Annotated in this window: 24 protein-coding genes and 1 tRNA gene; 13 read left to right on the forward strand and 12 right to left on the reverse strand. The window is 66.1% G+C overall.

Translation table 11 applies throughout. The annotated features are described in order from the left end of the window. Positions 1-4: 4 nt before the first annotated feature. Positions 5-325 (reverse strand): HalOD1 output domain-containing protein, encoded by a 321-nt coding sequence (locus NGM06_RS04395; protein WP_254269111.1) that lies wholly within the window; start codon positions 323-325, stop codon positions 5-7. Positions 326-583: 258 nt separating this feature from the next. Here NGM06_RS04395 and NGM06_RS04400 point away from each other — a divergent pair, with 258 nt between their 5' ends. Beyond that, positions 584-1,231, forward strand: a complete 648-nt coding sequence (locus NGM06_RS04400; protein ID WP_254269112.1) for a twin-arginine translocation signal domain-containing protein — start codon at positions 584-586, stop codon at positions 1,229-1,231. 90 nt (positions 1,232-1,321) lie between these two features. Here the strand turns inward: NGM06_RS04400 and aroC are convergent, their stop codons facing one another. Beyond that, positions 1,322-2,488, reverse strand: a complete 1,167-nt coding sequence (aroC, locus tag NGM06_RS04405) for a chorismate synthase (RefSeq protein WP_254269113.1) — start codon at positions 2,486-2,488, stop codon at positions 1,322-1,324. A 139-nt stretch (positions 2,489-2,627) separates the two neighbouring features. Between aroC and NGM06_RS04410 the strand changes: the two genes are divergently transcribed. Further along, positions 2,628-3,608: a WD40/YVTN/BNR-like repeat-containing protein gene (locus NGM06_RS04410; protein WP_254269114.1), complete on the forward strand. Its 981-nt coding sequence runs from the start codon at positions 2,628-2,630 to the stop codon at positions 3,606-3,608. Positions 3,609-3,659: 51 nt separating this feature from the next. Here NGM06_RS04410 and citE read toward each other — a convergent pair whose 3' ends face one another. The 5 genes from citE to glmS are packed head-to-tail and all read right to left on the reverse strand — an operon-like array spanning position 3,660 to position 8,965. Next, complete coding sequence (gene citE, locus NGM06_RS04415; RefSeq protein WP_254269115.1) at positions 3,660-4,682, reverse strand: L-malyl-CoA/beta-methylmalyl-CoA lyase; 1,023 nt, start codon at positions 4,680-4,682, stop codon at positions 3,660-3,662. Positions 4,683-4,705: 23 nt separating this feature from the next. Further along, positions 4,706-5,812, reverse strand: a complete 1,107-nt coding sequence (mch, locus tag NGM06_RS04420) for a 2-methylfumaryl-CoA hydratase (protein ID WP_254269116.1) — start codon at positions 5,810-5,812, stop codon at positions 4,706-4,708. Then, complete coding sequence (locus NGM06_RS04425) at positions 5,805-7,079, reverse strand: methylaspartate ammonia-lyase (RefSeq protein WP_254269117.1); 1,275 nt, start codon at positions 7,077-7,079, stop codon at positions 5,805-5,807. Before NGM06_RS04425 ends, mch begins: the two co-directional genes overlap by 8 nt. After that, complete coding sequence (locus tag NGM06_RS04430) at positions 7,076-8,509, reverse strand: methylaspartate mutase subunit E (RefSeq protein ID WP_254269118.1); 1,434 nt, start codon at positions 8,507-8,509, stop codon at positions 7,076-7,078. Before NGM06_RS04430 ends, NGM06_RS04425 begins: the two co-directional genes overlap by 4 nt. Positions 8,510-8,524: 15 nt before the next feature. Next, complete coding sequence (glmS, locus tag NGM06_RS04435; RefSeq protein WP_254269119.1) at positions 8,525-8,965, reverse strand: methylaspartate mutase subunit S; 441 nt, start codon at positions 8,963-8,965, stop codon at positions 8,525-8,527. 150 nt (positions 8,966-9,115) lie between these two features. Between glmS and mct the strand changes: the two genes are divergently transcribed. Beyond that, a complete protein-coding gene (mct, locus tag NGM06_RS04440; protein ID WP_254269120.1) occupies positions 9,116-10,282 on the forward strand; it encodes a succinyl-CoA:mesaconate CoA-transferase in 1,167 nt (388 codons plus the stop codon). Positions 10,283-10,355: 73 nt separating this feature from the next. On the opposite strand, the gene NGM06_RS04445 is transcribed toward mct, so the two are convergent. Next, a complete protein-coding gene (locus NGM06_RS04445; RefSeq protein WP_254269121.1) occupies positions 10,356-10,685 on the reverse strand; it encodes a YbjQ family protein in 330 nt (109 codons plus the stop codon). Between the two features lie 160 nt (positions 10,686-10,845). Here NGM06_RS04445 and NGM06_RS04450 point away from each other — a divergent pair, with 160 nt between their 5' ends. Then, complete coding sequence (locus tag NGM06_RS04450; protein ID WP_254269122.1) at positions 10,846-11,166, forward strand: DUF5785 family protein; 321 nt, start codon at positions 10,846-10,848, stop codon at positions 11,164-11,166. 42 nt (positions 11,167-11,208) lie between these two features. Here the strand turns inward: NGM06_RS04450 and udk are convergent, their stop codons facing one another. Next, on the reverse strand, positions 11,209-12,021 hold the full coding sequence (gene udk / locus NGM06_RS04455; protein ID WP_254269123.1) for a uridine kinase: 813 nt from the start codon (positions 12,019-12,021) through the stop codon (positions 11,209-11,211). Positions 12,022-12,274: 253 nt separating this feature from the next. Next, positions 12,275-12,469, reverse strand: a complete 195-nt coding sequence (locus NGM06_RS04460; protein ID WP_163520885.1) for a cold-shock protein — start codon at positions 12,467-12,469, stop codon at positions 12,275-12,277. A gap of 279 nt (positions 12,470-12,748) precedes the next feature. Between NGM06_RS04460 and NGM06_RS04465 the strand changes: the two genes are divergently transcribed. The 6 genes from NGM06_RS04465 to NGM06_RS04490 all read left to right on the forward strand — a co-directional run bounded on the left by NGM06_RS04465 (position 12,749) and on the right by NGM06_RS04490 (position 19,874). Further along, entirely contained in the window at positions 12,749-13,507 is a 759-nt protein-coding gene (locus tag NGM06_RS04465; protein ID WP_254269124.1) for a GTP cyclohydrolase IIa, read from the forward strand. 353 nt (positions 13,508-13,860) lie between these two features. Next, a complete protein-coding gene (locus NGM06_RS04470) occupies positions 13,861-14,472 on the forward strand; it encodes a CBS domain-containing protein (protein ID WP_254269125.1) in 612 nt (203 codons plus the stop codon). Between the two features lie 248 nt (positions 14,473-14,720). Further along, positions 14,721-16,169, forward strand: coding sequence for a branched-chain amino acid ABC transporter permease (locus tag NGM06_RS04475; RefSeq protein ID WP_254269126.1), 1,449 nt, complete (start codon positions 14,721-14,723; stop codon positions 16,167-16,169). 1 nt (position 16,170) lies between these two features. Beyond that, complete coding sequence (locus tag NGM06_RS04480) at positions 16,171-18,120, forward strand: branched-chain amino acid ABC transporter permease (protein WP_254269127.1); 1,950 nt, start codon at positions 16,171-16,173, stop codon at positions 18,118-18,120. Next, entirely contained in the window at positions 18,117-19,121 is a 1,005-nt protein-coding gene (locus tag NGM06_RS04485) for an ABC transporter ATP-binding protein (protein WP_254269128.1), read from the forward strand. The genes NGM06_RS04480 and NGM06_RS04485 overlap by 4 nt, the downstream gene beginning before the upstream one ends. 3 nt (positions 19,122-19,124) lie before the next feature. After that, positions 19,125-19,874: an ABC transporter ATP-binding protein gene (locus tag NGM06_RS04490; protein WP_254269129.1), complete on the forward strand. Its 750-nt coding sequence runs from the start codon at positions 19,125-19,127 to the stop codon at positions 19,872-19,874. A 385-nt stretch (positions 19,875-20,259) separates the two neighbouring features. Here the strand turns inward: NGM06_RS04490 and NGM06_RS04495 are convergent, their stop codons facing one another. Together NGM06_RS04495 and NGM06_RS04500 are read right to left on the reverse strand one after the other, a co-directional pair. Next, on the reverse strand, positions 20,260-21,627 hold the full coding sequence (locus NGM06_RS04495; RefSeq protein WP_254269130.1) for an ABC transporter substrate-binding protein: 1,368 nt from the start codon (positions 21,625-21,627) through the stop codon (positions 20,260-20,262). Positions 21,628-21,795: 168 nt separating this feature from the next. Then, the gene (locus NGM06_RS04500) at positions 21,796-23,079 is read right to left on the reverse strand and encodes an ABC transporter substrate-binding protein (RefSeq protein ID WP_254269131.1); all 1,284 of its coding nucleotides are present in this window, start codon (positions 23,077-23,079) and stop codon (positions 21,796-21,798) included. A gap of 147 nt (positions 23,080-23,226) precedes the next feature. Here NGM06_RS04500 and NGM06_RS04505 point away from each other — a divergent pair, with 147 nt between their 5' ends. The 3 genes from NGM06_RS04505 to NGM06_RS04515 all read left to right on the forward strand — a co-directional run bounded on the left by NGM06_RS04505 (position 23,227) and on the right by NGM06_RS04515 (position 25,002). Continuing rightward, positions 23,227-24,426, forward strand: a complete 1,200-nt coding sequence (locus tag NGM06_RS04505; RefSeq protein ID WP_254269132.1) for a phosphoglycerate kinase — start codon at positions 23,227-23,229, stop codon at positions 24,424-24,426. After that, positions 24,427-24,909 carry a GNAT family N-acetyltransferase gene (locus NGM06_RS04510; RefSeq protein WP_254269133.1) on the forward strand — a complete coding sequence of 161 codons (483 nt, stop codon included), beginning with the start codon at positions 24,427-24,429 and terminating at the stop codon, positions 24,907-24,909. Between the two features lie 19 nt (positions 24,910-24,928). Then, positions 24,929-25,002, forward strand: a tRNA-Thr gene (locus tag NGM06_RS04515). Positions 25,003-25,073: the final 71 nt, after the last annotated feature.

Consider the following 25,073-nt stretch of genomic DNA (forward strand, 5'->3'; position numbering starts at 1 on the left):
CTCCTCACTCGGCGTCGGAGACGGACTCGTCTACGATTCGGACCCGACCGTCGCTCCGGACGAGGACTTCGAGACCGGAGACTCGGAACGTGACCTGCGCGTCACCTTCGCAGTCGGCGAAGAGCGCGTCCAACGCGTCCGGGTCGATAGTCTCCGAGAGCGGGATGACGGTCTGGGTCGGATCGACGCCAGCGACCTCAGCTATCGCCGCGATGACGGTGTCGCTGACCGTCGTCTGCCCCTCCGGGTCGTACGTCGCGCGGTAGACTCCGGAGCGGTCCGGTGCTTCCGTCAGCCCCGAGCTTTCACTGATATCGTTTCCCATGTTACTTTTGGACACAGTTCTCGACCTTGTCCATTATTACTGTGGTATGGGTAATAAATTTACGGCAGTTTGCGGGAGACGCCGCGACAGACTTCTGGACATCGTAAGTGACCGTTGTCGGGGAATCGGACCGGTGATATCGCTACAACGGTTCACGACGATTCGTAACCTCCCATTACGAGAGTCCCACTCACCGAAAGCGTACCAACGGTTGCCTCCTTTTAATCCCCTCGCCGATAAGCTATCCGTGGGGGTTTCATGACACGACAGACATCCCGCCGCCGCTTCCTGAAAGCGACGGCAGCGACAGGTGCACTGGCCGGTCTGAACGCGACGGTCCTCGCACAGGGCCAAGAGGCGGACCAAGTAATCCTACTCGGCGGATACACGCGGGCGTGGCAGGGCTACCGTCTGCCGGGCGAGGCGACCGCCGAGGGGTCGTCGAATCCGACGCTGAACCTGCAGGAGGGGACGACGTACACGCTGCTCTGGCAGAACGGCGACGGCGTCGGACACAACATCGCCATACAGGACGACCAGGGGAACAACCTCGAAGTCCTCGAACCGATTTCGGTCCAAGCCGACACGTTCCAGCAGATAAACCAGACGGAGGAGAACCAGACCGTCTCGCTCAACATCTCGCAGGGTAACGTCACCGGCGTCAGTAACGTGACCGACGGTCAGCAGAACATGACCGGGCAAGCGCAGGGTCAACAGACGACGCTCGAATCGCTCGTCGCCAAGACGGAGGTCATCTCCGAGGAGGGCGCGGTGCAGGGCGTCAGATTCACCGCCTCGCCGGAGATGGCCCAGTACATCTGTCTGGTCCACCCGAACACGATGGTCGGCGACGTCAGCGTTCAGAGCGGTGGCGGCGGCGGTGGCGCCAACAACAGTTCGTCGTAACCGACGCTTCCGAGACCGGCAGTCGAACCAACTGCTTTTTCTCCGCACCGACGGGAGACGCTCGTTCGACCGCAGTCGCGCTCGGTTACGTCACTCGTTCCGGGGACTGCTCGGGTGGTAGTCGGTGTCGTACTCGCCGGGCCGGTCGTCCACTCGGTCGGGGTTGATGCGACCACCCAACAGCATGAAGTCCACCAGCGTCACCGCCAGCATGGCCTCAACGACTGGGACGCCGCGGGGCGGAAGCACGGGGTCGTGGCGACCGATGACCTGCTCCTCGCGCTCCTCGCCGGTCTCCCAGTCCACCGTGGTCTGGGACTTCGGAATCGAGGTGGGCGCGTGGAGCGTGACCTCGCCGTAGATGGGTTCGCCCGTGGTGATGCCGCCTTGGAGACCGCCGTGGTCGTTCTCCACCGGCACGGGGTCGCTCTCCTCGGGGTTCTCCGGGTCTTCGAACTTCCACTCGTCGTTGCGCTCGCTGCCGGTGTACTCGCGGGCCTCGCGGCCGAGTCCGAACTCGAAGGCGGTGGTGGCCGGGACGCTCATCATGGCCTGCCCGAGACGGGCCTCGACCGAGTCGAACCGGGGCGCGCCGAGTCCGCGCGGGACGCCGCGGGCCTCGAAGTAGATGGACCCGCCGATGGAGTCGCCCTCCTGCTGGTACTCGTCGATTCGCTCGCGCATCCGCTCGGCCGTCTCGGGGTGGGCGCACCTGACCTCGTTCTCCTCGCTGTGGTCGAGCATCTGCTCGAAGGAGACCTCGGGGGCCTCGATGTCGCCTATCTGGTTGACGTGGGCCTTCAGTTCGATTCCTTCCCGCTCCAGAATCTTCTTGGCTATCGCGCCCGCCGCGACCCAGTTGACCGTCTCGCGCGCCGACGACCGGCCGCCGCCGCCCCAGTTGCGCGTCCCGAACTTCGCCGAGTAGGTGAAGTCGCCGTGACTGGGTCGGGGCGCGGTAACGAACGGTTCGTACTTCTCGGACTGCGCGTCTTTGTTCTCGATGACCATTCCGATGGGCGTGCCGGTGGTGTACCCCTCCTGTAAGCCCGACTTAATCGACACGTGGTCGGGTTCGCCCCGACTCGTAGTTATCATCGACTGGCCGGGCTTGCGCCGGTCGAGGTCGGCCTGTACGTCCTCTTCTGAGAGTTCGAGACCCGCCGGGCATCCCGAGACGGTGACCCCCATCGCCTCGCCGTGACTCTCGCCGAACGTCGTGAACTGGAAGAGGCGACCGAAGCTGTTTCCGTTCATTAGGGGAACCTTGGTGGGGGCCGGTATTTATGGTTTGGAGTAGGCGCAAATGGGTCCTGCTCCCCGAGTCCGGTCGGGCATCGACGCGCGAACTGTCACCGACCGAAGAAATAAGGAACGGCGCGCCGGTCTTCCGCCCATGCTCTTCGCGGGAAGCGACGACGGCGTCTACCGAATCGCCGACGTCCGAGAACCCGGAGAATCGCCAGCCGAGAAGGTCCTCGACGCGGAACAGATGTATCGTCTCTACCAGTCCGACGCGGTGGACGGACTGTTCGGGACCGCAGAGTCGGGACTGTACTACTCGCCGGACGGAAGCGAGTGGACTCCCCTCGCGCTCCCGGAGGCTAAGGTGTACGCGGTCACCGCCGCACCGTCGGGCGATAGGCTCTACGTCGGAACGCGGCCCGCCCGCGTGTTCGCCGCCGAGTTGGACGGCGGCGTCCCGACCGACGAGGGCGACTGGGAGGAAGGCCCCGGATTCCGCGAGTTACGCGAGCGGGCCGACTGGGGCATCCCCCGTCACGACGGCGTCTCGCAGGTCCGGAGCCTCCGGACTCACTCGGCCGCGCCCGACCGAATCGTCGCTGGCGTCGAGGTCGGCGGCGTCCACGTCAGCGACGACCGGGGGGAGACGTGGACGAGAAGGTGCATCGACGGGTTCGACGCGCCTCACACCGACGACATCCATCACGTCGCGCTGGCCGATGCCGAGACCTTGGTCGCCTCGACGGGCAGCGGACTCTACCGCTCCACCGACGTCGGCCGCACGTGGGAGCGACTGGACGACGACCACCGACAGCGGTACTTCCGCGGGGCCTTCGTCCGCGACGGCGTCGTCTACGCCGGCGGCGCACCGGCGTCCTCGGCGTCTTGGGAAGAGGACGCCGACCACGCGCTGTTCGAGTCCCGCGACGGTGAGCGCCTCGACCGGGTGTCGTCGCCGACGCCGGAGGCTGTCGCACTCGGTTGGTGCGAGGCCGACGGCGACGTGCTGACCGCGACCCACCGAGGCCGACTGCTCCGGCGCGGGGCCGACGGCTGGCGGGCGGTCGGAACGGTGCCGACGCCCGGGAGCGTGCGCGGTCGGTACCTCCCGCTGTCGTGGGGCGAACCCTGACCCGCGGCGACGGCCGGAGACGGAGCGTCCGAAACCCTCGTCGCGTCTCCGTCACCCGACCGAGAGCGCGCGCTCCAGCAGGTCGGCGTCGTAGCACTCGCGGGTCTGGGACTCGCGGGCGTCGTGGACCGCGCGGACCGTCTCGACCGTGTTCTCGAACCCCTTGAACGTCGCCTCGTCCACCATCTGGCCGTCGATGGACACCGCGCCGGTCCCGTCGTCTTTCGCCTCGGTGAAGGCCGCTATCTTCCGGACCGCTTCGCGGAGTTCGTCGCTGGTCGGCAGGTGGATGCGGTTGGACTGCTCGGTCTGGTTGGGGTGGAGCGACCAGCTCCCGTCGAGACCGACCCGCGCCTCGCGCTCGACGTGCTCGGCGTACTCGTCTCCATTATAGAATGTTACGCCTGCGCGTTCGCGAAAGAGGCGGTCGAAGGGACCGCCGATTGCCAGCAGGTCGTTGGCGCTGGCCTCGTTCGACATCGCCTCGTAGAGACCGGGCCACGTCGGTCTCCTGCCGACCGCCCGACCGCCGAGTTCCGCGGCGTAGTCCACCGGACCGAAGACCAGCGCCGCGAGGCGCGAGTCGGTGCCGAGGCGGGCTATCTCCCGGAGGTCGGAGCGAGCGCGCGCGGTCTCCACGATGACGGCCAGTTCGACGTCGTGGCCCGTCTCCCGCGCCGCGGCTTCGACCGCCGCCTCGGCCGCCTCCACGTCGGCGCGTCGCCCGACCTTGGGGACGACCACGCCGTCGAGGTGTTCGCCGACCGACTCCGCGAGGGTCGCTATCTGGTCGCGGCCGCGCTCGCGGGCCGCCTCGTCGTCGTACCCCCACTCGACGCGGGGCCAGATTTCCCCCGCGAACTCCGGGGCGTACTCCGGCAGGAGGTCCCGGACGTTCCGCAGGGCCTCCTCTTTCCGGTCGGGCGCGGTGCCGTCTTCGAGGTCGGGCACCAGCCAGTCGGGTGCCTGCCACCCCTCGGCGGCGAGACCCGAGCGGAGGTACTTCGCGCTGTCGTCGCGGGCGACGCCAGCGGGCGCGGTCTGGAACGTTCGGCAGAGTCGTGTGGTCGTCATGGTTGAGTTCTGGTTTCTGGTCGTCAGTCTCGTCTCCGGACGAGCGCGGTTCGCGTCCCGGAGTAGACAGGTTCGTCGCGCTGGTTGAACGCGACGTGTTCGAAGGTGACTTCGCCCGCGTCCGGGCCGCCCTCGGGACCGTCCGCGAGGGCCGCGCCGCGGTCGGTCTCCGTCGCGTCGAGGACGCGGGTGAAGCCGTAGACGGTGTCGCCGACCGTCACGAAGTCGTGGAACCGCTCGTCGTCGCAGGACACCTCGCACAGGGTCCGCTCGTCCGAGCGGGCGTGCCCGAGCGCGATGGAGCGAGTCACGTCGCCGTAGGCGACGATTTCGCCCGACGGCGAGTCGGCCATCGCGTCGGCGTTGTGGTGTTGCTTCGCGGTGTTGAGCGTCGCCAGCGGGAGTTGGGCGACGGTCGTGTCGTCGATGGTGCGCCCGCGCTCGTGGCGGTAGGCGACCGCGGCGTCCCGACCGTCGGCCCGGTCGAGCGCGTCCCGGAAGTCCTCGAAATACCCGCCGTCGGGCGCGAGCAGTTCCTCGGCAATGTCGGGGTCGGCGCGCTCCGCTTGCCCGTCCTCAGAGTCTCCCGCGCTGGCCCCTTCGCCGTCGGCCGCGATTGGCTCCCGGCGCGGAATCATGTTGGTCCGCGAATACGAGAGCAGGCGGTCGCCCGTCGCGGCGTCGTAGCCTGTCGTCTCCCACGTCACGATGCCGTAGGCCGGGCGCGAACTCGACTCGGCCGTCTCCTCGACCACCGACTCCACGCGGAGTTCGGTCCCCGGCGGGACGCCGGGTCGGTGGTACCGCAGGTCCTCGCGCCCGAGGAAGTAGCCGCCCTTCTCGCTCAGGTCCTCGACGCTCGCGCCCATCACGCAGGCCAGCAGGTAGTCGGGGTGGACCGGCACCTCGTCGTAGCCCCGGGTCCGGGCGACCGAGGGCCGCCAGTACGCCGGGTCGTGGTTGAGCGTCTGCCCGGCCCAGAGTTCCGACCCGTGGCGCGAGAGGCGGAGGCCCGGGTCGTGTTCGACGGTCTCGCCCTCGGCGAAGTCCTCGAAGCAGTTGCCCTTCTCGCGGGTCTCGGCGCGCTCCAGCGCCGCGGCGAACGCGTCGGCGTCGGTCCAGTCAGTCATCCGCGACCACCCGCGACTGTCGGAGGTCGCGGCGAGCGAGCGCCCGCCGCATCTCGTTGGTGACTATCATGTACCCCTCGTCGAACCCCATGCCGGGCTTGGCCAGCACCTGCGCGGCGTCGGTTGCGAGCGCGACGTGGGCGCAGGTCCGGGCCGACTCGGCGGTCTCGTTGCACGTCCCGCCGAGGTACGCGCGGGTGTCGGTCCCCTCGCAGTACCGGACCGCCTCGCCGCTCCGGTGGACGCCGCCGAGGTCGGGCGTCTTGACCTGCACCACGTCGGCCGCGCCCGCGTCCACGAAGGCCTCCACGTCGGGGAGCGTGTTGCACCACTCGTCGGCCACGAGGTCCACCGGGACGCCCGCGTCGGCGAGTCCGTCGCGGAGTTCGGCCATGGCGTGAACCTGCTCGGCCCGGCCGCCCGCGTCCATTGGTCCCTCGACTTGCAGGGGGTACGGCGCGGCCGCCGCCCGGAGGTCGGCGAAGTAGTCGGCGACTTCCGGACGGTCGAAGGGCGGACCGAACACCTCGCCGAGGACGCCGTACACGTCCACGTGGAACCGCGGCGAGTAGTCCACGCCCGCCGGACCGATTTCGGCGGCACGGGCCGAGAGCCAGTCGAGGTACCCGACCAGTCGCTCGCCCTCCTCGCCGACCTTCTCGACGCTGTTGAACAGGCCGTGGGGCAGGACGGGAACGCCCTTCAGGAGCATCTTCTCGGCGTTGTCCCGGCGGGCGTCGCCCGACTGGCCGAACACCGGGACCGGGTCGTCGGCCGGGTCGGTCCCCAGCGCGTCGGCCAGCGCGTCGGTCTTCGTCGCGCCGCGCGCCGTCGCGGCGGCGTCGAGGAGCGCCTGCGAGACGCCGTACCGGACGGCGGTGTGGAGGCGCTCTCCGTCGGGGCCGTCGAGGTCCGCCAGCAGGTCGGCGTTCTCCGCGAACGCCTCGGCGGGTCGGCCGACCAGCGCGTCTGCGACCGGTCTCTCCACGACCGGGACGAACTCCTCGGCGCGGAACAGGGGGTCGCGCCCGCCCGCCCCGGAGTACTGGACCGCGGCGCAGTCGCCGGTCGCCACCGTCCCGTCGTCGAGTTCGAGCAGGACGCTTATCGCCTCGCCCGCCTGTCGGACGCGGTCGAACCCGGGGGTGACCGGGTCACCCCGGTAGGCGGCCCCGTCGCGTTCGGCCCCGCGCTTGATGGCGCGCTGGTCGTCGAAGAAGAACCCCGACGCGCCGGGCACCGCCCGGACCCGCGCAATCGTCGTCACGCGCCCTCACCTCCCGGGCGGCCGATGAGACGACCTTCGCTGATGGCGTCCACGTCGTCGGCCACCATCTGGAACGAGCGGTCGCGGTTCTCCGCGCGCGCCCGCCGGTCGAGTCGATCGGTGTGAACGTCCCGCAGGTCCGGGTCGAGCGCGAGGTCCCCGAACTGGAGGATGCGGACCCTGCCGTCGTCGTCGCGCGCAGGGAGGACCGCGCTCTCGGCGCTGTCGCTCGGGGCGAATGGGACGTCGAGCTTGCCGGTCTCGAACGCCTCGACGACGCCCTGCGCGACGTCCTCGTCGCCGAGTTCGAGAATCGTGTCCATCAGCGACCGCGCGGACTTCTCGACGAACTCGCGTTCGCGCTCGACGCCGTCGAGGGTGATGTCCTGCTCGCGCATCATGTCGATGAGCTGTCTGGTGGTTCGCAGGCCCTCGGCGTTGGCCTCCTTGGTGGGGACGCCGCCGAACTCCTGCGGGGACTTGGTGATGACCTTGTCGGGTTCCGCGATGGCCGCGGTGGCCGCGCCCAGCGCGATGACGCCGCTGGCGCGGGCCTCGTCCGGCGGGAACCCGCCCATCCACTCGTGGAAGACGGTGGTGACGGTCACGTCGTCGGGGAGGTACTCCTCGCCGAGTTCGCGGAGCGCCCGGAGCGCCGCGATGTCCTGCACGAGGTTGCCGACCTGCCCGTATCCGAGGGTGACGCTCCGGACGCCCTGCGTGGCCGCGAGCATCCCCTCGACCAGTCCGACCGCGATGGCGATGCTCGGCGGGACGAGCGTCCCCGTCAGCGGCCCGAACGGTTCGCGGTTTATCGTGACGCCGCGCTCGGTGTAGGCCCCTGCGAGACGGTCTACGAACTGCCAGTGTTCGATGGTCTCGGCGAGTTCGTGTTCCTTCGTGTAGGGGATGTTGTACGATATCGGGCCGCCCTCGAAGCTCTGGAACCCGCCCGCGAACGTGACCGCCGCGAGCAAGCGGGCGTCGGGCGTGCCGTGGCGCACCTCTATCGGCGCGTCCACGGACTCGATGAGTTTCCGACAGCCCTCGACGCCGTGGTTGACGGCGGGGAACCCGTTGAGGGTGTCGTCGCCGCTCTCGCGGGCCTCTTCGAGACCCCGCTGGGCCTTCTCGTACTCGTTGTCGCGGGTGTACGAGTCGATGGTCGTCGGGAGCAGGTCGGCGCGCCCGGCGTCTTCGAGGTGGCGCAGCAGCGTTATCTGGTCGTCGAGGCGCGGGACGCCCGCACGGGGTTGGAGCAGCGGACGGTCGGCGTCTTCGAGGACGCGGGCGAACTGTTTGCTCCGCGGGAGCGAGTCGTGGTAGGCGACCGCCTCCTCGAAGTCGATTTCTTCCACCGACCAGTCGGCTCGTATCTTTTCGTCGATGCGTGAGAGGTCCTCTCCGGAGAGTCTCGTGTCGCGTAACATGGTGAAGACGGGGATTCAGGACGTGAGCCTCGCTCGTTCGGCCTCGGACTCCGCGATGTTCATGTCGGCCTTCAGCGCCGCGATGGCCTCCGCGGGCTTGGTCTCGGAGTCGAACACCCGGTCGAAGCCCATCTCTCGGAACCGGTCTCTGGTCCGGTCGAACTCCTCCTGCCCGACCGAGAGGTTGCCGCCGATGTAGGTGAGGGGGTCGAGGTCCGCGGCTTCGATGGTCTCGTGGAAGCCGCGGCAGTCCTGCTCGGCGTGACCGTACAGCGAGGAGACGAGTACGGCGTCACCCTCATGTGCCTCCGCCGCGCTGACGAACTCCGATTGGCTGGACTGGACGCCGAGGTTGACGACCTCGAAGCCAGCCGCAGAGAGCGCCTGTTCGAGTATCGTGATGCCGACGGCGTGCGCGTCGGACCCGATAACGCCGAGGATGACTGTAGCAGACATCGAGTAGAACTTCAATGAACAATACTTAAAGATAATCATTGTTCATGATTAAATCCCTTTAAGGTCATTTGAGGGTGTACGTGTCCCTTCCATACAAACCACATTATTTATTGGGAAGGGTTTTGGTCCGGGTGGGCGATGGGCGGAACGATGCAAGCGCTCGACGACGTGCGCGTACTCGACCTGACGCAGGTTCTGGCCGGACCGTACTGCACCATGCTCCTCTCGGACCTCGGGGCCGACGTAGTGAAGATAGAGCGCCCCGGCGGCGACCTCATCCGCCCGAACCCGCCGTTCGTGACCGACGACGACGCCTACGGCGGCTACTTCCAGAGCGTCAACCGCGGCAAGCGGAGTCTGGAGATGGACCTGACCGACGAGGCCGACCGCGGGGACTTCCTCGAACTGGTCGAAGACGCGGACGTCGTGGTCGAGAACTTCCGGGCCGGGACGATGGAGGGGTTCGACCTCGCGTACGAGACCCTGCGCGAACGCAACCCCGAACTCGTCTACGCCTCCATCCGGGGGTTCGGCGACCCCCGAACCGGCGAGACCGACCGACAGGGCCAACCCTCGTTCGACCTCATCGCGCAGGCGCTCGGCGGGGTGATGGAGATTACCGGACAGGAAGACGGCCCGCCGAGCAAGGTGGGACCCGGCATCGGCGACCTGTTCACCGCGACGCTGAACGCGGTGGGCATCCTCGCGGCGCTCCGCCACCGCGACCGGACCGGGGAGGGCCAGTACGTCGATACCGCGATGTACGACGCGATGATTTCGATGTGCGAGCGCGCGGTCTACCAGCACTCCTACACCGGCGAGGTCCCGACCCGTCGAGGGAACTCCCATCCCACGCTGTTCCCGTACAACGCCTTCGAGACCGACGACGGCTACGTCGTCGTGGCCGCCTTCGGCGACAACCACTGGCGGGCGCTCTGCGAGGCGATGGACCGCCCGGACCTCGCGGCGGAGTATCCCGCGACCGCCGACCGACTGGCGAACCGGGAGTCGCTCCGGGACGAAATCGCGGACTGGACGGAGACTCTCCCGGCCGACGACATCTGCGACCGCCTCGAAGGGTCGGTGCCCTGCGCGCCCGTGCAGGACGTGGCCGACGTGTTCGAGGACGACCACGTCCGCGCCCGCGACATGCTGGTCGAGGTGGAACAACCGGGTGCGGGCGAGGACGTGACAATCGCGGGGTCGCCTATCAAGTTGAGCGAGACGCCGCCGGAACCGGGCGAGCGCGCGCCCCTGCTCGACGAACACCGCGAGGAACTGCTGGGCGAACGAGCGAGTCCGGCCGACGACGACTGAGTCGCTACCGGAACGTGTTCGTCGTCACGGACTCCCGCGAACCGCTAAAATCCCGAAAACGGTAGAATCGGCCCTACTCGCTCCTCGTCTCGACTGCGGTCCCCGAGAGGTTGACCCACAGCATGCCCTCGCCCATCTCCTCGTAGTCGAACGTCGCGCCGACCACGGCGTCGGCCCCGCGTTCCTCGGCCTCGGCGCGGAGGTCCTCGATGGCCTCGGTGCGGCCCTTCTCGACCTTCTTCTCGTAGGACTCGCTCCGACCGCCGACCACGTCTCGGATACCGGCGGCGATGTCGCTCACGACGTTCGCGCCGATTATCGCTTCTCCGGAGACGACGTCGAGGTACTCGGTCACTTCGCGGCCGTCGAGGCTGTCCGTCGTCGTGATGGTCACGTCTGCCATACGTCGGTGTGCGTTCGGGCGGACCATAAATTCACGTTCGCCAATAGGTATCTCTCGTCAAGGTGTCGAACAGAGAGGCGTCCTCGCGGACGGAGACCGTCCATGCGAGTCGCTCGGACGAACGGTAAACTCTTTTTACGGCCCGTCCCACGTTCCGGGTATGGACTGGCCGCACGACCCCGACGGCGAGGAAGGGAGCGAAGGCGGACGCAAGTACGGCATGGCGATTCTCGCCAAGAAACTCGACGACGAGGAGGACTTCCCGCTCTCGAAGCGGGAGTTCGTCGAGGAGCACGCCGACGAACCGGTTCGCATCAACTACAAGCGCGTCGTCAGCGTCGGCGACATCTTCGAACACGTCGAGGGCGAGGAGTTCGAGACCATCGTGGACTTCCACAAGGCCGTGGGTGCGGGGATGCGCCGCGGCGGATTCTGGGACTACCACCCGAAGGGCGAAGACCCCGAGAAGAAGAGCGCCTGAGTCCGCCTCTCGCTGTTTCTGCGTCGCCGCTCGATTCACCGGCTACTCGTTCGCGTCGCGCCACTTCCGCTCGTGAGCGTCGGCTTTCGCGTCGCCGCGTTCCGCCTCACCGCGCTTCCCATCGCCGAACTCCGAGTCGTCTCGGGTCGCCTCGGCGGCGCCGGGACCCGTGACCGCGAGGCGTTCGCCGTCGTCGCGTTCGACGCCCTCGTCGCTCAGCGTCCACGCCGACCCCGAGTCGGTGTAGGTCTCGGCGCGGACCTTCTCTTCGAGGAGGTTGACCGCGACGGCGTTCGCGCCCTCGGGGATGATGATGTCGGCGCGCTTCTTGGTGGGCGCGACGAACTGCTCGTGCATCGGTTTGACCGTCGAGAGGTACTGGTCGATGACGCCCTCCAAGTCGCGCCCGCGGTCCACCACGTCGCGCTCGATTCGCCGGAGGATGCGCACGTCGGCGTCCGTCTCGACGTACACCTTGATGTCGAGCATCTCGTTGACCTCCTCGTCGTAGAGCGCGAAGATGCCCTCCAAGACGACGACGTCGGTCGGTTCGACGGTGTGGGTCTCCTCCTTCCGGTTGTGAATCGAGAAGTCGTACTGGGGCATCTCGATGGTCTGGCCCGACAGGAGAGCGTCCATGTGTTCGCGGAGCAACTCCCACTCGAACGCCGAGGGGTGGTCGTAGTTGACCTCCTCGCGCTCCTCGAACGCCATGTGACTGAGGTCCTTGTAGTAGTTGTCCATCGGGATGCGCGTCACGGCGTCCTCGACTTCCTCGGTGATCTCGCGGGCGACCGTCGTCTTCCCGGCCCCGGTGCCCCCCGCGATGCCGACGACGAACGACGGGATGGTCATTGGTGAGATGCAGGACTGACTCCCGTTTGAATCCCTCGGAATTGGTTTCCGCTCTCGTCGGTAGAGCTGTCTGATTGCTACGATATTTCGGCGCGGCCACTTTCACGTGAGTCGCGTGCCGACCGCCGTCTGGTGCGATACCGAACACTCGGCGGTACTCCGCGGAACCGGGAACCAGTTCAGCGGTCGCTCGCCGGGAGTAGTTGTACGAAAAAGCGCATTCACCCGCCGTGAGGCGGCCTGAAAGCGTGATTTAAAGGCGCGTCAGATTCGTGGCGCGCGGGCCTTTGGGGGCCTGATCGATGTCGAACTCTACCTCAGTTCCTTCTTCGAGGTCCGGGCCGCCGATGTCTTCCATGTGGAAGAACACGTCGTCGTCAGCGTCGTCCGTCGAGATGAAACCGTAGCCGCCGGTGTCGTTGAAGAAATCAACGTTTCCTTCTGCCATTGCGAATAGACAGATGTCGGTTACGGGTATAAGTATTGTGATGTGCGTTTAGTAATTTTGCCCGTGGCTGGACGAATATCTACTACAATCCCGAAAGTATCGAATAACTCCGACCGTACAGTCACTTCGAACGGTGATCCCGTCCGATTCCGCGATTCCGTGAGCGATTCGGTTCGTCTCGGAACTCTCGGACCCCGGCGACGCCGCCGTTCTCACTTCTGGAACCTCTATCAGAAATAGGATAGCTTATAAGCCACCGCCACAAATTTCCGGCCAACTGTGACGAACGCGCAGGTCACTCTGATCCAGATCGACAACTACGGACCGTGGACCGTGACGCCAGAACCGCGTCGGGAAGTCGACCTCCAGACCCTCCAGTCGCGCCTCTACGCCGACCTCTCCCAACTCGTCGGCAACCGCGAGGGGTACGTCTTCTTCACCCGGTTCGACAACATGATAGCCGTGACGAACGGAATGGACGAGACCGACCACGCCATGATTCAGGAGTCGGTCGGCAACCGCTACCCCGTCACCGTCAGTTTCGGCGTCGGCGCGGACCCGAGGCCCGTCGAGGCGCTCTCTACCGCGACCGAACACATCCAAGACGCCGGAAGCGCACAGGAGGCCGACCGGACCGAGATTCTCCGCGGGACGTGTCTCGACCCGGACGAGCGGACCGACGACGACGTCCAGATCGCCCACTTCGACGTGAACGACGCCACCGGGAAGTACACCGACGAGATGAACGCGTTCGACTCGTTCATCCACATCGAGCAAGGGTACGCCGAACTGATGCGGTACTTCCGGCGCGCCCACGGCGGTCTCGCGTTCTTCGTCGGCGGCGACAACGTCATCGCGGTCTCCCCCGACTTGGACGCGGCGGCCTACGAGGACACCATCCAGCACGTCCAAGAAGCCGTCGAGGTCGAACTGAAAGTCGGCGTCGGACAGGCCGCGACGCCCCAGTCCGCGGGAATGGCGGCCAAGCACGCGCTCGAAGACTGCCGCGAGGACGGCGACCGCGTCGTCATCGACTGACCGGGCGACTCATCCCAGTAGTCGTCTTTCGGCCAGCACTCGTCCTCCGGTAACGTGTTCTGCGAGGGTAGAACCGGAGTTCGACGCTCCGTGCTGTCTCGGAATCGGTCGCCTCGCTATTGGCCGAACCACTGCGTCAACGGAAACGCTCGGACCCTCGCCCCGTCGCGGCCGGTGAAACGTCCTGTTCGCCGGGCCACTGTGACACGTAGTACGCGGTTGTCTCCGATGTCCGGTACGTCTTAGAAGCGCACAGTCCCCGCATTTCCAACTGCTAATTGTTACCATAGGACGGTTACAGGCTTAAAACTGCCGGGGATACTTTTTAGAGAACCAGTGCCAATCGTTCACACATGGAAGGCGAAGTGACCGTCCGGGACGTGATGTCCCGGGAGTACGTCGGGGTTAGCGAATCTGATACGGTCTTGGGTGCGGTCAGACTCATGCACGAGGAGGGCGTCGGGTGCGTCGTCGTCCTTCGGGGGAGCGAACCGGTGGGCATCGTGACAGAGTCGGACGTCATCGCGTTAGTCGCCGAGGAAGGCGACCCGGCCGAGACGGACGTGTCGGCGGTGATGTCCGAACCGATAGTCTCGGTCGACGCCGACCTCGAACTCCCCGAGGCCGCGGGCACGATGTCTCGCGAGGACATCCGTCGTCTGTTGGTCACCAACGACGCCGAAGTCGTCGGCGTCCTCTCGGAACGAGACGTAATCTCGGCCTCGGCGTCGCTGTCGGGCGTCCCGTCGCTCCGCGAGGAGTCCACCCTCGAAGTGGGGACCCCTACCGGTAGTGACAGGATGGGGAGGGAACCGACGAGTAACGAACCCGCCGACGCCGCGGCCGACGGCGACCACCGATACGAGTACTCCGACCGGAGCATCTGCGAGACGTGCGGGACGCTGAGCAGGGAACTCACCAACGTCAACGGTCAACTCATCTGCGCTAACTGCCGAAACGTGTAGCCTCGGAGTCGCTGTAGCGCTGTCGACCCTCGCTCCACCCGGCGATTCACCGCTATAATTCCGGTCCTCTCTCCGTGGAATCCCCGGTCGGATGTGCCCACCGGCCGCGATAATTCAACTCGTATTCTCTTTCCATCTCGTATCCCCGTCTCTTCGGAGTGTGAAAAAGCGCAAGACCCAAATAGGTCGGGCTTGCGAGATACGACACATGGTAGGTTGTGACAAGCTGGCAATTGAGGTGGTTGCACGTGCCACCTAGTACTGGGTTGGCTAACGCGGTCGTGACGGGACTGGTCACGGGTAGTATCGTCGCGCTCGGCGCTATCGGGTTGGCGCTGGTGTACAACATCGCGGAGGTTCCGAACTTCGCCCACGGCGAACTCCTCATGCTCGGGGCGTACATGGCGCTGTTCGTCAACAAACCGGCGACGGTCCCGGTCTTCGAACTGCTGACGCAGGTGGACGCCGCCCGCGAACTCACCGCACTGGGCTTCGCCGTCCTGTTCGTCCTCTCGGCCGGGTCGGCGCTGGCGTCGGTGTACTTACTCGGCGGAACGCCCGCGTTGAAGGGGTCGTGGTGGCCCGGCGACCCAAGTCCGGCGCTCGCGCTCGGCGTCCACGCGGTCGCGGCCGCGGCCCTCGGCGTCGTCGTGAGCCTCGGATTCCCGTCGATTTGGGCCGGACTATTGCTGTCGGCGCTGGTGCTGGCGTGGGTCGCTCCCTTCCTCGAGAAAGTAATCTTCCAGAAGTTCCGCGCCAAGGACGCCTCGCTGGCGACGATGCTCATCGTCACGCTGGGACTCTCGTTCGTGCTCCGGTTCGGCACGCAGGCATTCTACGGCGGTGAAGTGCGGACCTACGTCGTCCCGCAGGTCGGCAGCGTGTTCGGCTACGACGTGGGCCTGTCGGCGGCGAAGTTCTTCGACCTGTACGTCACCGGGAACGGTCTCACGATGCACGTCATCGACACCGGCCCGTCCCCGGCGCAACCGATGTTCACCGCGGCCTACTCGTGGTTCGCCGTGGTCGCGCTCGTCGCGCTGACGCTCGGGGTCGCGTTCGCGGTCTACCGCTGGCGGAGCGGCGGCGCCGAGGGGTACGGCACCGCCCACACGGTCGGTCCGAGGTTCAGCGCGGCCATCGCCAGTATCGCGACGTTCGTCGCGCTGCTGTTCCTGCTGGCTGGCGGCGGGTCGGTTCCAGAATCGTCGTCGTTCGCGACCCGAATCCGCCTCTCGCTGATGCGAGCGTCGGTCATCTTCATCGCGGTCGGGATGATGGCGCTGCTGCACTTCCTGCTACAGGAGACCAAGCTCGGCAAGGCGATGCGGGCGTCCAGCGACAACATCGACCTCGCCAAGATCACCGGCATCAACACCGACCGCGTGATGATGGCGACGTGGATAATCGCCGGGGCGTTCGCGGCGGTCGGCGGCGTGATGCTCGGGGTCCTGTTCAGCCAGTTGACGGTCAACATGGGGTTCTTCCTCCTGCTCCCGATGTTCGCCGGGGTCATCCTCGGCGGGCTTCAGTCGGTCTACGGCGCGATTCTCGGGAGCTACATCGTCGGCCTGTCTATGGACGTCGGCATCTACGCGATTCCGGGTATCGGTTCGACCTACCGAATCCCCATCGCGTTCGCCATCCTGTTCGTCGTCCTGCTGGTCAAACCCGAAGGAATCACGGGAGGAACCTAACATGGCACTGTCATCCAGCCTCGTCTCGCTCGGCATCATCGTGGGTATCTACGCGATACTCGCGCTCGGACTGAACATCAAGTTCGGCTACACGGGCCTGCTCGACATCGGGCACGTGGCGTTCTACCTGACGGGCGCGTACGTCACCGCGCTGTTGGTCCTGCCGCCGCCCAGCACGCAGCAGTTCGCCACGTATATCCTCGGGTGGAACTGGCCGTGGCTGCCTGCCATCGCGGTCGGGACGCTCGCGGCCGGACTCCTCGGCATGCTGGTCGCGCTTCCGGCGATTCGGTTGCGAGAGGACTACCTCGCAATCGCGGTCCTCGGCATCTCGGTCATCCTGAAGCGCATCGTCCAGTCGGAGGGTTGGCTCGCGAACGGTCCGGGTTCGCTCCGCGGATTCAGCCAACCGTTCCGCACGCACTTCCCGCTTCCCGGCGACACGCTCGCGGCCGCCGCGCTTCTCGGGTTCGTCGTCCTCGTCCTCTGGACGGTCGCGACGTACCTCCTCGCGCAGGTCGGCACCGAACGCGGGACCGACGTCGCGGCGGACGGCGGGAAGGCCGAGGGTCCGCAGGCCCCGTCAGACGCCCGCTCCGACGGTGGCGTGACCCGCGATCGCACCATCTCGGGCACCCCCGGAATCGGCGGGTGGGTCGTGGACGGCCTGCTCGCGCTGACGACGCTCGGCGTCGGCTACGCCGCGGCCCGACGCTCGCGGACCCGGACGAGCGACTCCGAACAGCGACTCCTGCTCGGTGCTGGCGCGCTGTTCGGTCTGGCCGCGGGCGCTGTCGCGTGGCAAGCGTTCGAGTGGTGGACGGCCTTCGGCGTGAACCTCGACTTCGTCTTCGGTCTCGTCGTCTTCGCCGCCGTCACCGCGGGCTTCTACGGCGCGAACCGGCGGTACGCCCCGCTCGCTGGTGCAGTCACCGCGACCGCGGCCTTCGGGGCCGCGTTCCTCGTGGGCGACTCGCCGATGGTCGCGTTCGTCTTCCTCGCCGCGGCGTCGCTGTTCACGTGGGTGTTCGGAGCCGTCGCGGTCGTCCGCCGATACAGCGACCTCTCGGGACGCGACTTCGGCGTCGCGCTCGGTCTCGCGGTCGCGTTCGTCGCGTGTTTCGTCCCGCTCATCGTCCTCGGCGGCGGGTCGGGCGACGCGATGAGCAGCATCGGTCTGTTCGTCACGATGGGACTGCTCGCCGCGTTCCTCTACGGCGTCTACTACCTCGGGTCGAACTGGGACCGATTCGGTTCCGGCGTCGAGTTCGTCCGCATCGTCGGCGTCGGCGCGATATGGCTGTTCGTCATCCGGTACTTCGTGATGGCCAATATCGTCCCGTTCCAGCGCAACGGGGCGAGCGCGGTCGTCCGGAACAGCGTCCAGAACCTGCTCTGGCTGTTGAAGTTCCAAGGCGGGACCGCCGCGTTCGACTACTCGCGGTTCCTGCTGGTGCTCACGCTGGCGTCGCTGGCGATGCTCTACTACCTCTCGGAGATCACGGTCGAATCGCCGTTCGGCCGGGTGCTGAAGTCCATCCGCGAGGACGAGGACGTGGCGACCTCGCTCGGGAAGAACACCTTCGCTTACAAGGTCCAGAGCATGATGCTCGGGTCGGCGCTCGCCGGGTTCGCCGGCGGACTGACCGCCATCTACTTCCAGAGTCTAGTCCACACGATGTTCGCGCCGCGGGTGACGTTCATCGCGTTCCTCGCGCTCATCATCGGTGGCACCGCCAACAACAAGGGGATGATTCTGGGCGCGACCATCTACTGGGCGTTCCAGAAGGCGACCGCCGACATCGCCGCGTTCTTCCCGACCGCGGCGCGCTCGTCGGTGCAGGCGCTCCGACTCGCGTTCATCGGCGCGCTCCTCATCGTCATCCTCTACTACCGCCCCGAAGGGCTGTGGGGCGAGAAACGAACCGTCGCGGAGGTGGCAGAAGAATGAGCGAGACAGTCGAATCCGAACACGAGACGCACGGAACCGGCGAAGCGATACTCGAAGTCGAAGGCCTGCGCAAGACGTTCGGCGGCATCACCGCCGTGGACGGCGCGACCTTCGAAGTCGAGGAGGGCACCGTCACGGGCCTCATCGGTCCGAACGGTGCCGGGAAGACGACGACGTTCAACCTCATCAGCGGGTTCTACGAACCCGACGGCGGGACCGTCCGGTACCGCGACACCGACCTGCAGGACATCATGCGCCCCAGCGACACCGAACAGGGCATCTGGATGGGTGCCTCGGGCATGACGTTCGGCGGCGTCGGCATCGCGGCCGCGGCGACCGCCGGTGTCTCCACGCTCGGACTCGGCGGGGCGGCGCTCGTGGGCGCGGGTATCGGTGCTGGCATCTATCAGGCCGAGGAGAAGGTCAAGAACGACTACCTCGACGTGAAGAACAAGCGTCCGTTCCGGGTCTCCCAAGAGGGACTCTCCCGGACGTTCCAACTCACACGCGAGCTACAGGGCCTGACGGTGCTGGAGAACCTGATGCTCGCGCCGCAGGACCAGCGCGGCGAGAGCCTCACCAACGCGTGGTTCCGGCGCGGTGCGGTCGCCGAGGAGGAATCGGAGGTGCGCGAGCGTGCCGTCGAGATGCTGGAGTTCCTCGAAATCGACCACCTCACCAACGAGTACGCGGGGAACCTCTCGGGCGGCCAGCGCAAACTGCTGGAACTCGGGCGGGTGCTGATGACCGACCCCGACCTCATCCTGCTCGACGAACCGGTGGCCGGGGTCAACCCCGCGCTGACCGACAAGTTGCTGGAGCGAATCGAGAGTCTGCGCGAGCAGGGCTACACGTTCTGCATCGTCGAACACGACATGGAGGTCATCATGAACCTCTCGGACACCATCATCGTCATGGACCAAGGCAAGAAACTCATGCAAGGCACGCCCGAAGAGGTACAGAACGACCAGCGAGTTGTGGACGCCTATCTGGGGGGATAACCGATGGCGCTACTCGAAGCCCACGACATCGTGTCGGGCTACGGCGACGCCCAGATTCTCCACGGCGTCTCGATGGACGTCCACGAGGACGAAATCGTCTGCATCATCGGTCCGAACGGTGCCGGGAAGTCCACGTTCATGAAGGCCGTGTTCGGTCTCATCGACTGCTGGGAGGGGTCGGTCACGTTCGACGGCGACGCCATCACCGACCTCCGTCCGGACGAGATCACCCGCGAGGGGATGTGCTACGTCCCGCAGGTGGACAACGTGTTTCCGAACCTGACGGTGCGGGAGAACTTGGAGATGGGCGCGTACATCTTGGACGAGATGCCCGACGACGCCCTCGAAGAGGTGTTCGACCGGTTCCCGATTCTGGAGGAGCGACAGAACCAGAAGGCCGGAACCATGTCGGGCGGCCAGCAGCAGATGCTCGCCATGGGCCGCGGTCTGATGGTGGATCCGGACCTGATGCTGGTAGACGAACCCTCGGCGGGTCTCGCGCCGGACCTGGTGGACGAGGTGTTCCGGAAGATAATCGAGATAAACGAGTCGGGCACGGCCATCCTGATGGTCGAGCAGAACGCGCGGAAGGCCCTGCGAAACTCCGACCGGGGCTACGTGCTGGAGATGGGCGAGAACCGCTTCGAGGACACGGGCGACGCCCTGCTCGACAACGAGGAGGTGACCGAACTCTACCTCGGTGCCGGTGGCGGCGACGCGGGCGATACCGGCGAGACGGCGACCGACGACTAGCGACCCCCGTTTTTCGACCGCCTTTTCGGATTTCGAGTTCGAGAGCGACTGTTCCTCCGTCCGGCGCGTGCAGGTGTCGTCACCGTTTTCGTGGCAGTCGCTGGCTGTGCTGTACCGTCGCAGTTCCTGACGGTACTGTTCCGGTGGTAGCAACTCATTTCCCTCTTCCCACAGCAGTCGCTGTTCGACTTCACGACCGGTTTTCGTCTGGCTCAGCCCTCTCTCAGGTTAGTCGGACTGACAGTTCTACAGTAGGCCCGCACTCGTTTGTCCGGAACCGCGCGAGGCGTCCGGGCGGGATTCGTCCCGTCATCGCACTTCAACTCTCGCGTCGCTGGTCGTTGCCGGTTCAGACGTGCGCAAAAAATGGTCGGTCGTCGCGGTCCTACCCCTGCGTCGTCGTGGTGGTGCTACCACCGCCACCATCGAGTCTCCCCCGGAAGAAACTCCGCGGAATCGTCTCCAGCGACTCCGTCGAACCGTCGTCTTGCACTTGCAGGATAGCGAACTGGTTGAGCGGTTCGAGCGACTCGTTGAGGTTGACGGGACTCGACGCGCCTTGGTAGTTGATGTCCTCGCCGTTCGACAGCAGGTCCTTGGCCTTCTGGAACTCGCCGACGGTCACGACGTTGGCCTGCTGGCCGCCGCCCCCGCCACCGCCGTCGGCCGCGGTCGTCGCGGTCTGCTGGCTAGCGCCCTCCTCGGGGCGCGAGACCGACCGGATGTTCCCAGCGATGGCGGTTCCCGACGCCTCTCCGGCCGCCTGGATGGCGAGTGCCTGCAGGAACAGACCGTCGTAGGCGTGGGGCGCGAACAGCGTCCCGGACTGTTCGCCCATCTTCTCCTCGAACGCGGTCTGGCCCGGCGTCTGCTCCGGATTGGGCGAGGCGAGGTACATCCCGGACGTGATGTTGCTCAGACTGCTGAGGAAGTCCGAGGAGTTCAGCCCCTCGCTCAGGACCCACTCGCCGCCGTAGCCGCCGTTGCTCCACTGGTTCAGGATGGTCCGACCGTTGCCGGGGTAGCCGATGAACCCGATGGCGTCGGGGTCGTTCTGGAACAGCGTGTCGAGCGTCGAGGTGTAGTCGCTAGCTCGTTGGCTGTAGCCGACCATCCCGACCGTCTCTCCTTGGAACTGCGCGCGGGCCTTCTCCGCCAACCCCTGCCCGTAGGGGTTGTCGACGAAGAGGAACGCCGCCCTGTCCGCGCCGATGTACTGGTCGTCGTTCATGATGCGACCCATCACGATACCCTGTTGGGCGTCGTTCGGCGCGGTCCGACCGAAGTACTTCAGGCTCCTGTCCTCGTTGTAACCGATCTCCGAGAGCGCGGGCGACGTACTGGCGTTGCTCATCTGCATCACTTGGTCGGCGGCGACGTTCTGAGCGAGAGGAACCGACACGCCGCTGGACGCCGCGCCGACGAAGCCGATGATGTTCTGCTCGTTGACCAGCGAGTTGTACTGCTGGATGGCCCGCGAAGGCTGGGTCTGGCTGTCGGTGTTCGTCATGTTTATCTGTCGGTCCAGCGGCCCGCCCGCGTCGTTCACGTCCTGCACCGCGACGTTGACCGCCTTCTGCATCCCGCTCCCGTAGGCGCTCAGGTTCCCCGTAATCGGGAGAATCGACCCCATCTGGATAGCGCCGCCCTGTGCGGCACCTGCGGACGTTGACAGTCCGGTCAACCCGGCCACCCCCGCGGCCGTCGCGCCTTTTAGATACACCCGTCGTGTCGTTCGGTAGTTCTCTGACATCTCCGACGTATCACACGACGTGGTGCTAATAAACAATTGTGTATGCTTACCACGGCACGTCGCGATAGTTCAATCGAGTGCAGTCGACGACGAAGAAGATGAAAGTGTGTGCCTCTGATTCGATGCCGAAAGAGAGTGCAAGCGGGTCCCGCGATGGTGCCGAATCCGTTACAGCTTACCCTCGAACCACGACCGTTCGATGGTGTCCAGTTGCTTCCGTTTGCCCTGCTGAATCTGCATGATGGCGAACTTGTTGAGCGGTTCGAGCGACTTGTTCATGTCCACGGGACTGGACGCGCCCTGATAGTTGATGTCCTCGCCGTCGTCCAGCAGGTCCTTGGCCTTCTGGAACTGCCCGGCGTACACCTTCGTGCCCTCGCGGGACATCGCCCGGATGTTCTTGGCGATGGCCTTGCCGGACGCCTTCCCGGCCTTGTGCATGGCCAGCGCCTGCAGGAACAGGCCGTCGTAGGCGTGAGCGGCGAACAGCGTCCCGGACTTGTCGCCCATGCCCTCGTTGAACGCTTTCGTACTCTTCTTCGCGGAATCGGGACTCGGCGACGCGAGATACATCCCGTCGGTGATGGATTTCAGACTGTTGAAGAACCCCTCGTCGTTGAGGCCCTCGCTCAGGACCCACTCGCCGCCGTAGCCGCCGTTGTCCCACTGCTTGAGGATGGTCTTCCCGTTACCGGGATAGCCGACGAAGCCGATGGCGTCGGGGTCGTCCTCGAACAGTTTGTCGAGCGTCGAGGTGTAGTCGGAGGACTTCTTGTCGTACGGGACCACCGCGGTCGTCTCGCCGTCGAACGCCTTCTTCGCCTTCTGTGCCAGTCCCTTGCCGTACGCGTTCGCGACGTGGAGGAACGCGGCCTTGTCCGCACCGATGAACTTGTCCTCGTTCATGATGCGGCCCATCACGATGCCCTGCTGACCGTCGTTCGGGGCGGTCCGACCGAAGTACTTCAGGCTCTCGTCGTCGTTGTAGCCGATTTCGGCGAGTGCCGGAGTCGTGCTGGCGTTGCTGACCTGCATCACTTGGTCGGAGGCGACGTTCTTGGCGAGGGGAACCGACACCCCGCTGGAGGCCGCGCCGACGAACCCGACGATGTTGTTCTCGTTGACCAGCGATTTGTACTTCTGCTGGGCCTTACTCGGTTTGGTCTCGCTGTCCTTGTTGTGGACCTTCACCGTTCGGCCGAGGGGGCCGCCCGCGTCGTTGATGTGCTTCTTCGCGAGGTTCACCGCTTGTTGCATGCCGCCGCCGTAGGCGCTCAGTGACCCAGTAATCGGGAGAATCGAACCCATGTGGATGGGGCCAGCGCCGCCGTCGCCGCCACCGCCACCGCCGGAGATGCTGCCGATACAACCTGAGAGACCGGTGACCCCGGCGGCACCGAGCGCTGCTGTCGTCTTTAGATACGTGCGCCGCGACTTTTCCGTGTCTGTCATAGTCTACCAGAAGGTCTCATACCGGGTATAAAAATGTTTGCAACCTGTGAACCAAACACATACCTTGGTGAAAGTTTACTCGGAGTCGAATTTTTATTTGTCAGCCAGCCCGACACATATATGACTCGGGCTATCGGAGTCACGTACATGCCGATAGAGACCCTGGACGACCTCGCCGTCCAAGGGACAACGCTCGGAGTGCGCATCGACATCAACAGCCCGCTGACAGACGACGGGGACCTCGCCGACGACGCTCGCTTGCGTGCCCATCTCGACACCCTCTCGGAACTCTTAGAGCGGGACGGCCGGGTGGCCGTCCTCGCCCATCAGGGTCGTCCCGGCGGCGACCAGTTCAGGAACCTCCGCCCGCACGCCGACCGCCTCGACGAACTGCTCGACGCGCCCGTGGAGTACTCCGACGCCACCTTCTCGGCCGACGCGCGCCGCGCCGTCGAGAATCTGGGGGACGGTGAGGCCGTGGTACTGGAGAACACCCGTTTCTACAGCGAGGAGTACATGCAGTTCCCGCCCGAACGCGCCGGGACGACCGAACTCGTGGACGGTCTGGTCCCCGTTTTAGACGCCTTCGTCAACGACGCCTTCGCCGCGGCACACCGCTCGCAGCCCTCCATCGTCGGCTTCCCGACTCGGATTCCGAGCTACGCCGGGCGAGTGATGGAGCGGGAACTCGACGTTCTCGGGGACATCGAGAGCACGCCGGAACCGCGGACCTACGTCGTCGGCGGCGCGAAGGTCCCCGACTCGATGGCGGTGGTCGAGAGCGTCCTCGAACGGGGTCTCGCCGACGACGTGCTGACGACCGGCGTCGTCGGCAACGTGTTCCTGCTGGCCGACGGGACCGACCTCGGCGACGCGAGCGCCGACTTCGTCTACGAACAGGGCTACTGGGACGAAATCGACCGCGCGGCCGACCTCCTCGAGGAGTACGGCGACCGCATCCGTCTCCCGGTGGACGTGGCGGTCGAGCGCGACGGCGAACGCCACGAACTCCCGGTGGACTCGCTTGCCCCGAGGGAGGGCGAGGCCGCGATGGACGTCGGCACGGAGACCATCGACACCTACGCCGGGGTCGTCCGGGACTCGGGTACCGTCGTTCTGAACGGTCCGGCGGGGGTCTTCGAGGACGAGACGTTCGCTCGCGGCACCCGCGAACTCTTCGAGACGGCGACGGCGGCCGACTACAGCATCGTCGGCGGCGGCGACACGGCCGCGGCCATCCGGAAGTTCGGCATCGACGGGTTCGACCACGTGAGCACGGGCGGGGGCGCGGCGCTCAACATGCTCACGGGCGAAGACCTGCCCGCGGTCGAAGCGCTCCGCGACTGAATGGTCTCCGTCGAACTCGGGAGCACGGCGGACGCCGACGCGGTGGCCGACCGGTGGGTCGAACTGGCCGCCGAGCAGCGCGCGTTCGACTCGCACCTGTCGGCCGACGCGAACCGGTCGGCGATTCGAGAGGCCATCGCCCAGAGCGCGATCGCCGACGAACTGCTGGTGGTCAGAACCGAGACCGACGATATCGTCGGTTTCGTCACCTTCGGGATCGAGTCGGGTAACTACGAGCAGGACGTGACCCGCGGCGTCGTCCAGAACATCTTCGTCGTGCCCGAGCGACGCGGCGAGGGAATCGGGTCGGAACTGCTTCGCGCGGCCGAACGACGACTCGCCGAGAGCGGCGCAGACGCCCTCGCGCTGGAGGTGATGGCCGACAACGACGCCGCGCGTCGGTTCTACCGACGCCACGGCTACGCTCCGCACCGAGTCGAGTTGGAAAAATCGGTCGAAAGCGATACGCTCACAAAGGAGTAGCGAGAACGACGCTGTACGCGCCAGGGGAGCTTGGGCGGTTCAAGCACCCGACTTGTAATCGGGAGTTCGTGGGTTCAAATCCCACCCCTGGCTTCGGAATTCGGGTTCTCGATCCCGGAATCGGACACCCGTCACCATGCAGCCACTTCTGATGGACGTGCGGT

The sequence above is a fragment of the Halorussus aquaticus genome (assembly GCF_024218795.1).
In the GTDB taxonomy this organism is placed as follows: domain Archaea; phylum Halobacteriota; class Halobacteria; order Halobacteriales; family Haladaptataceae; genus Halorussus; species Halorussus aquaticus.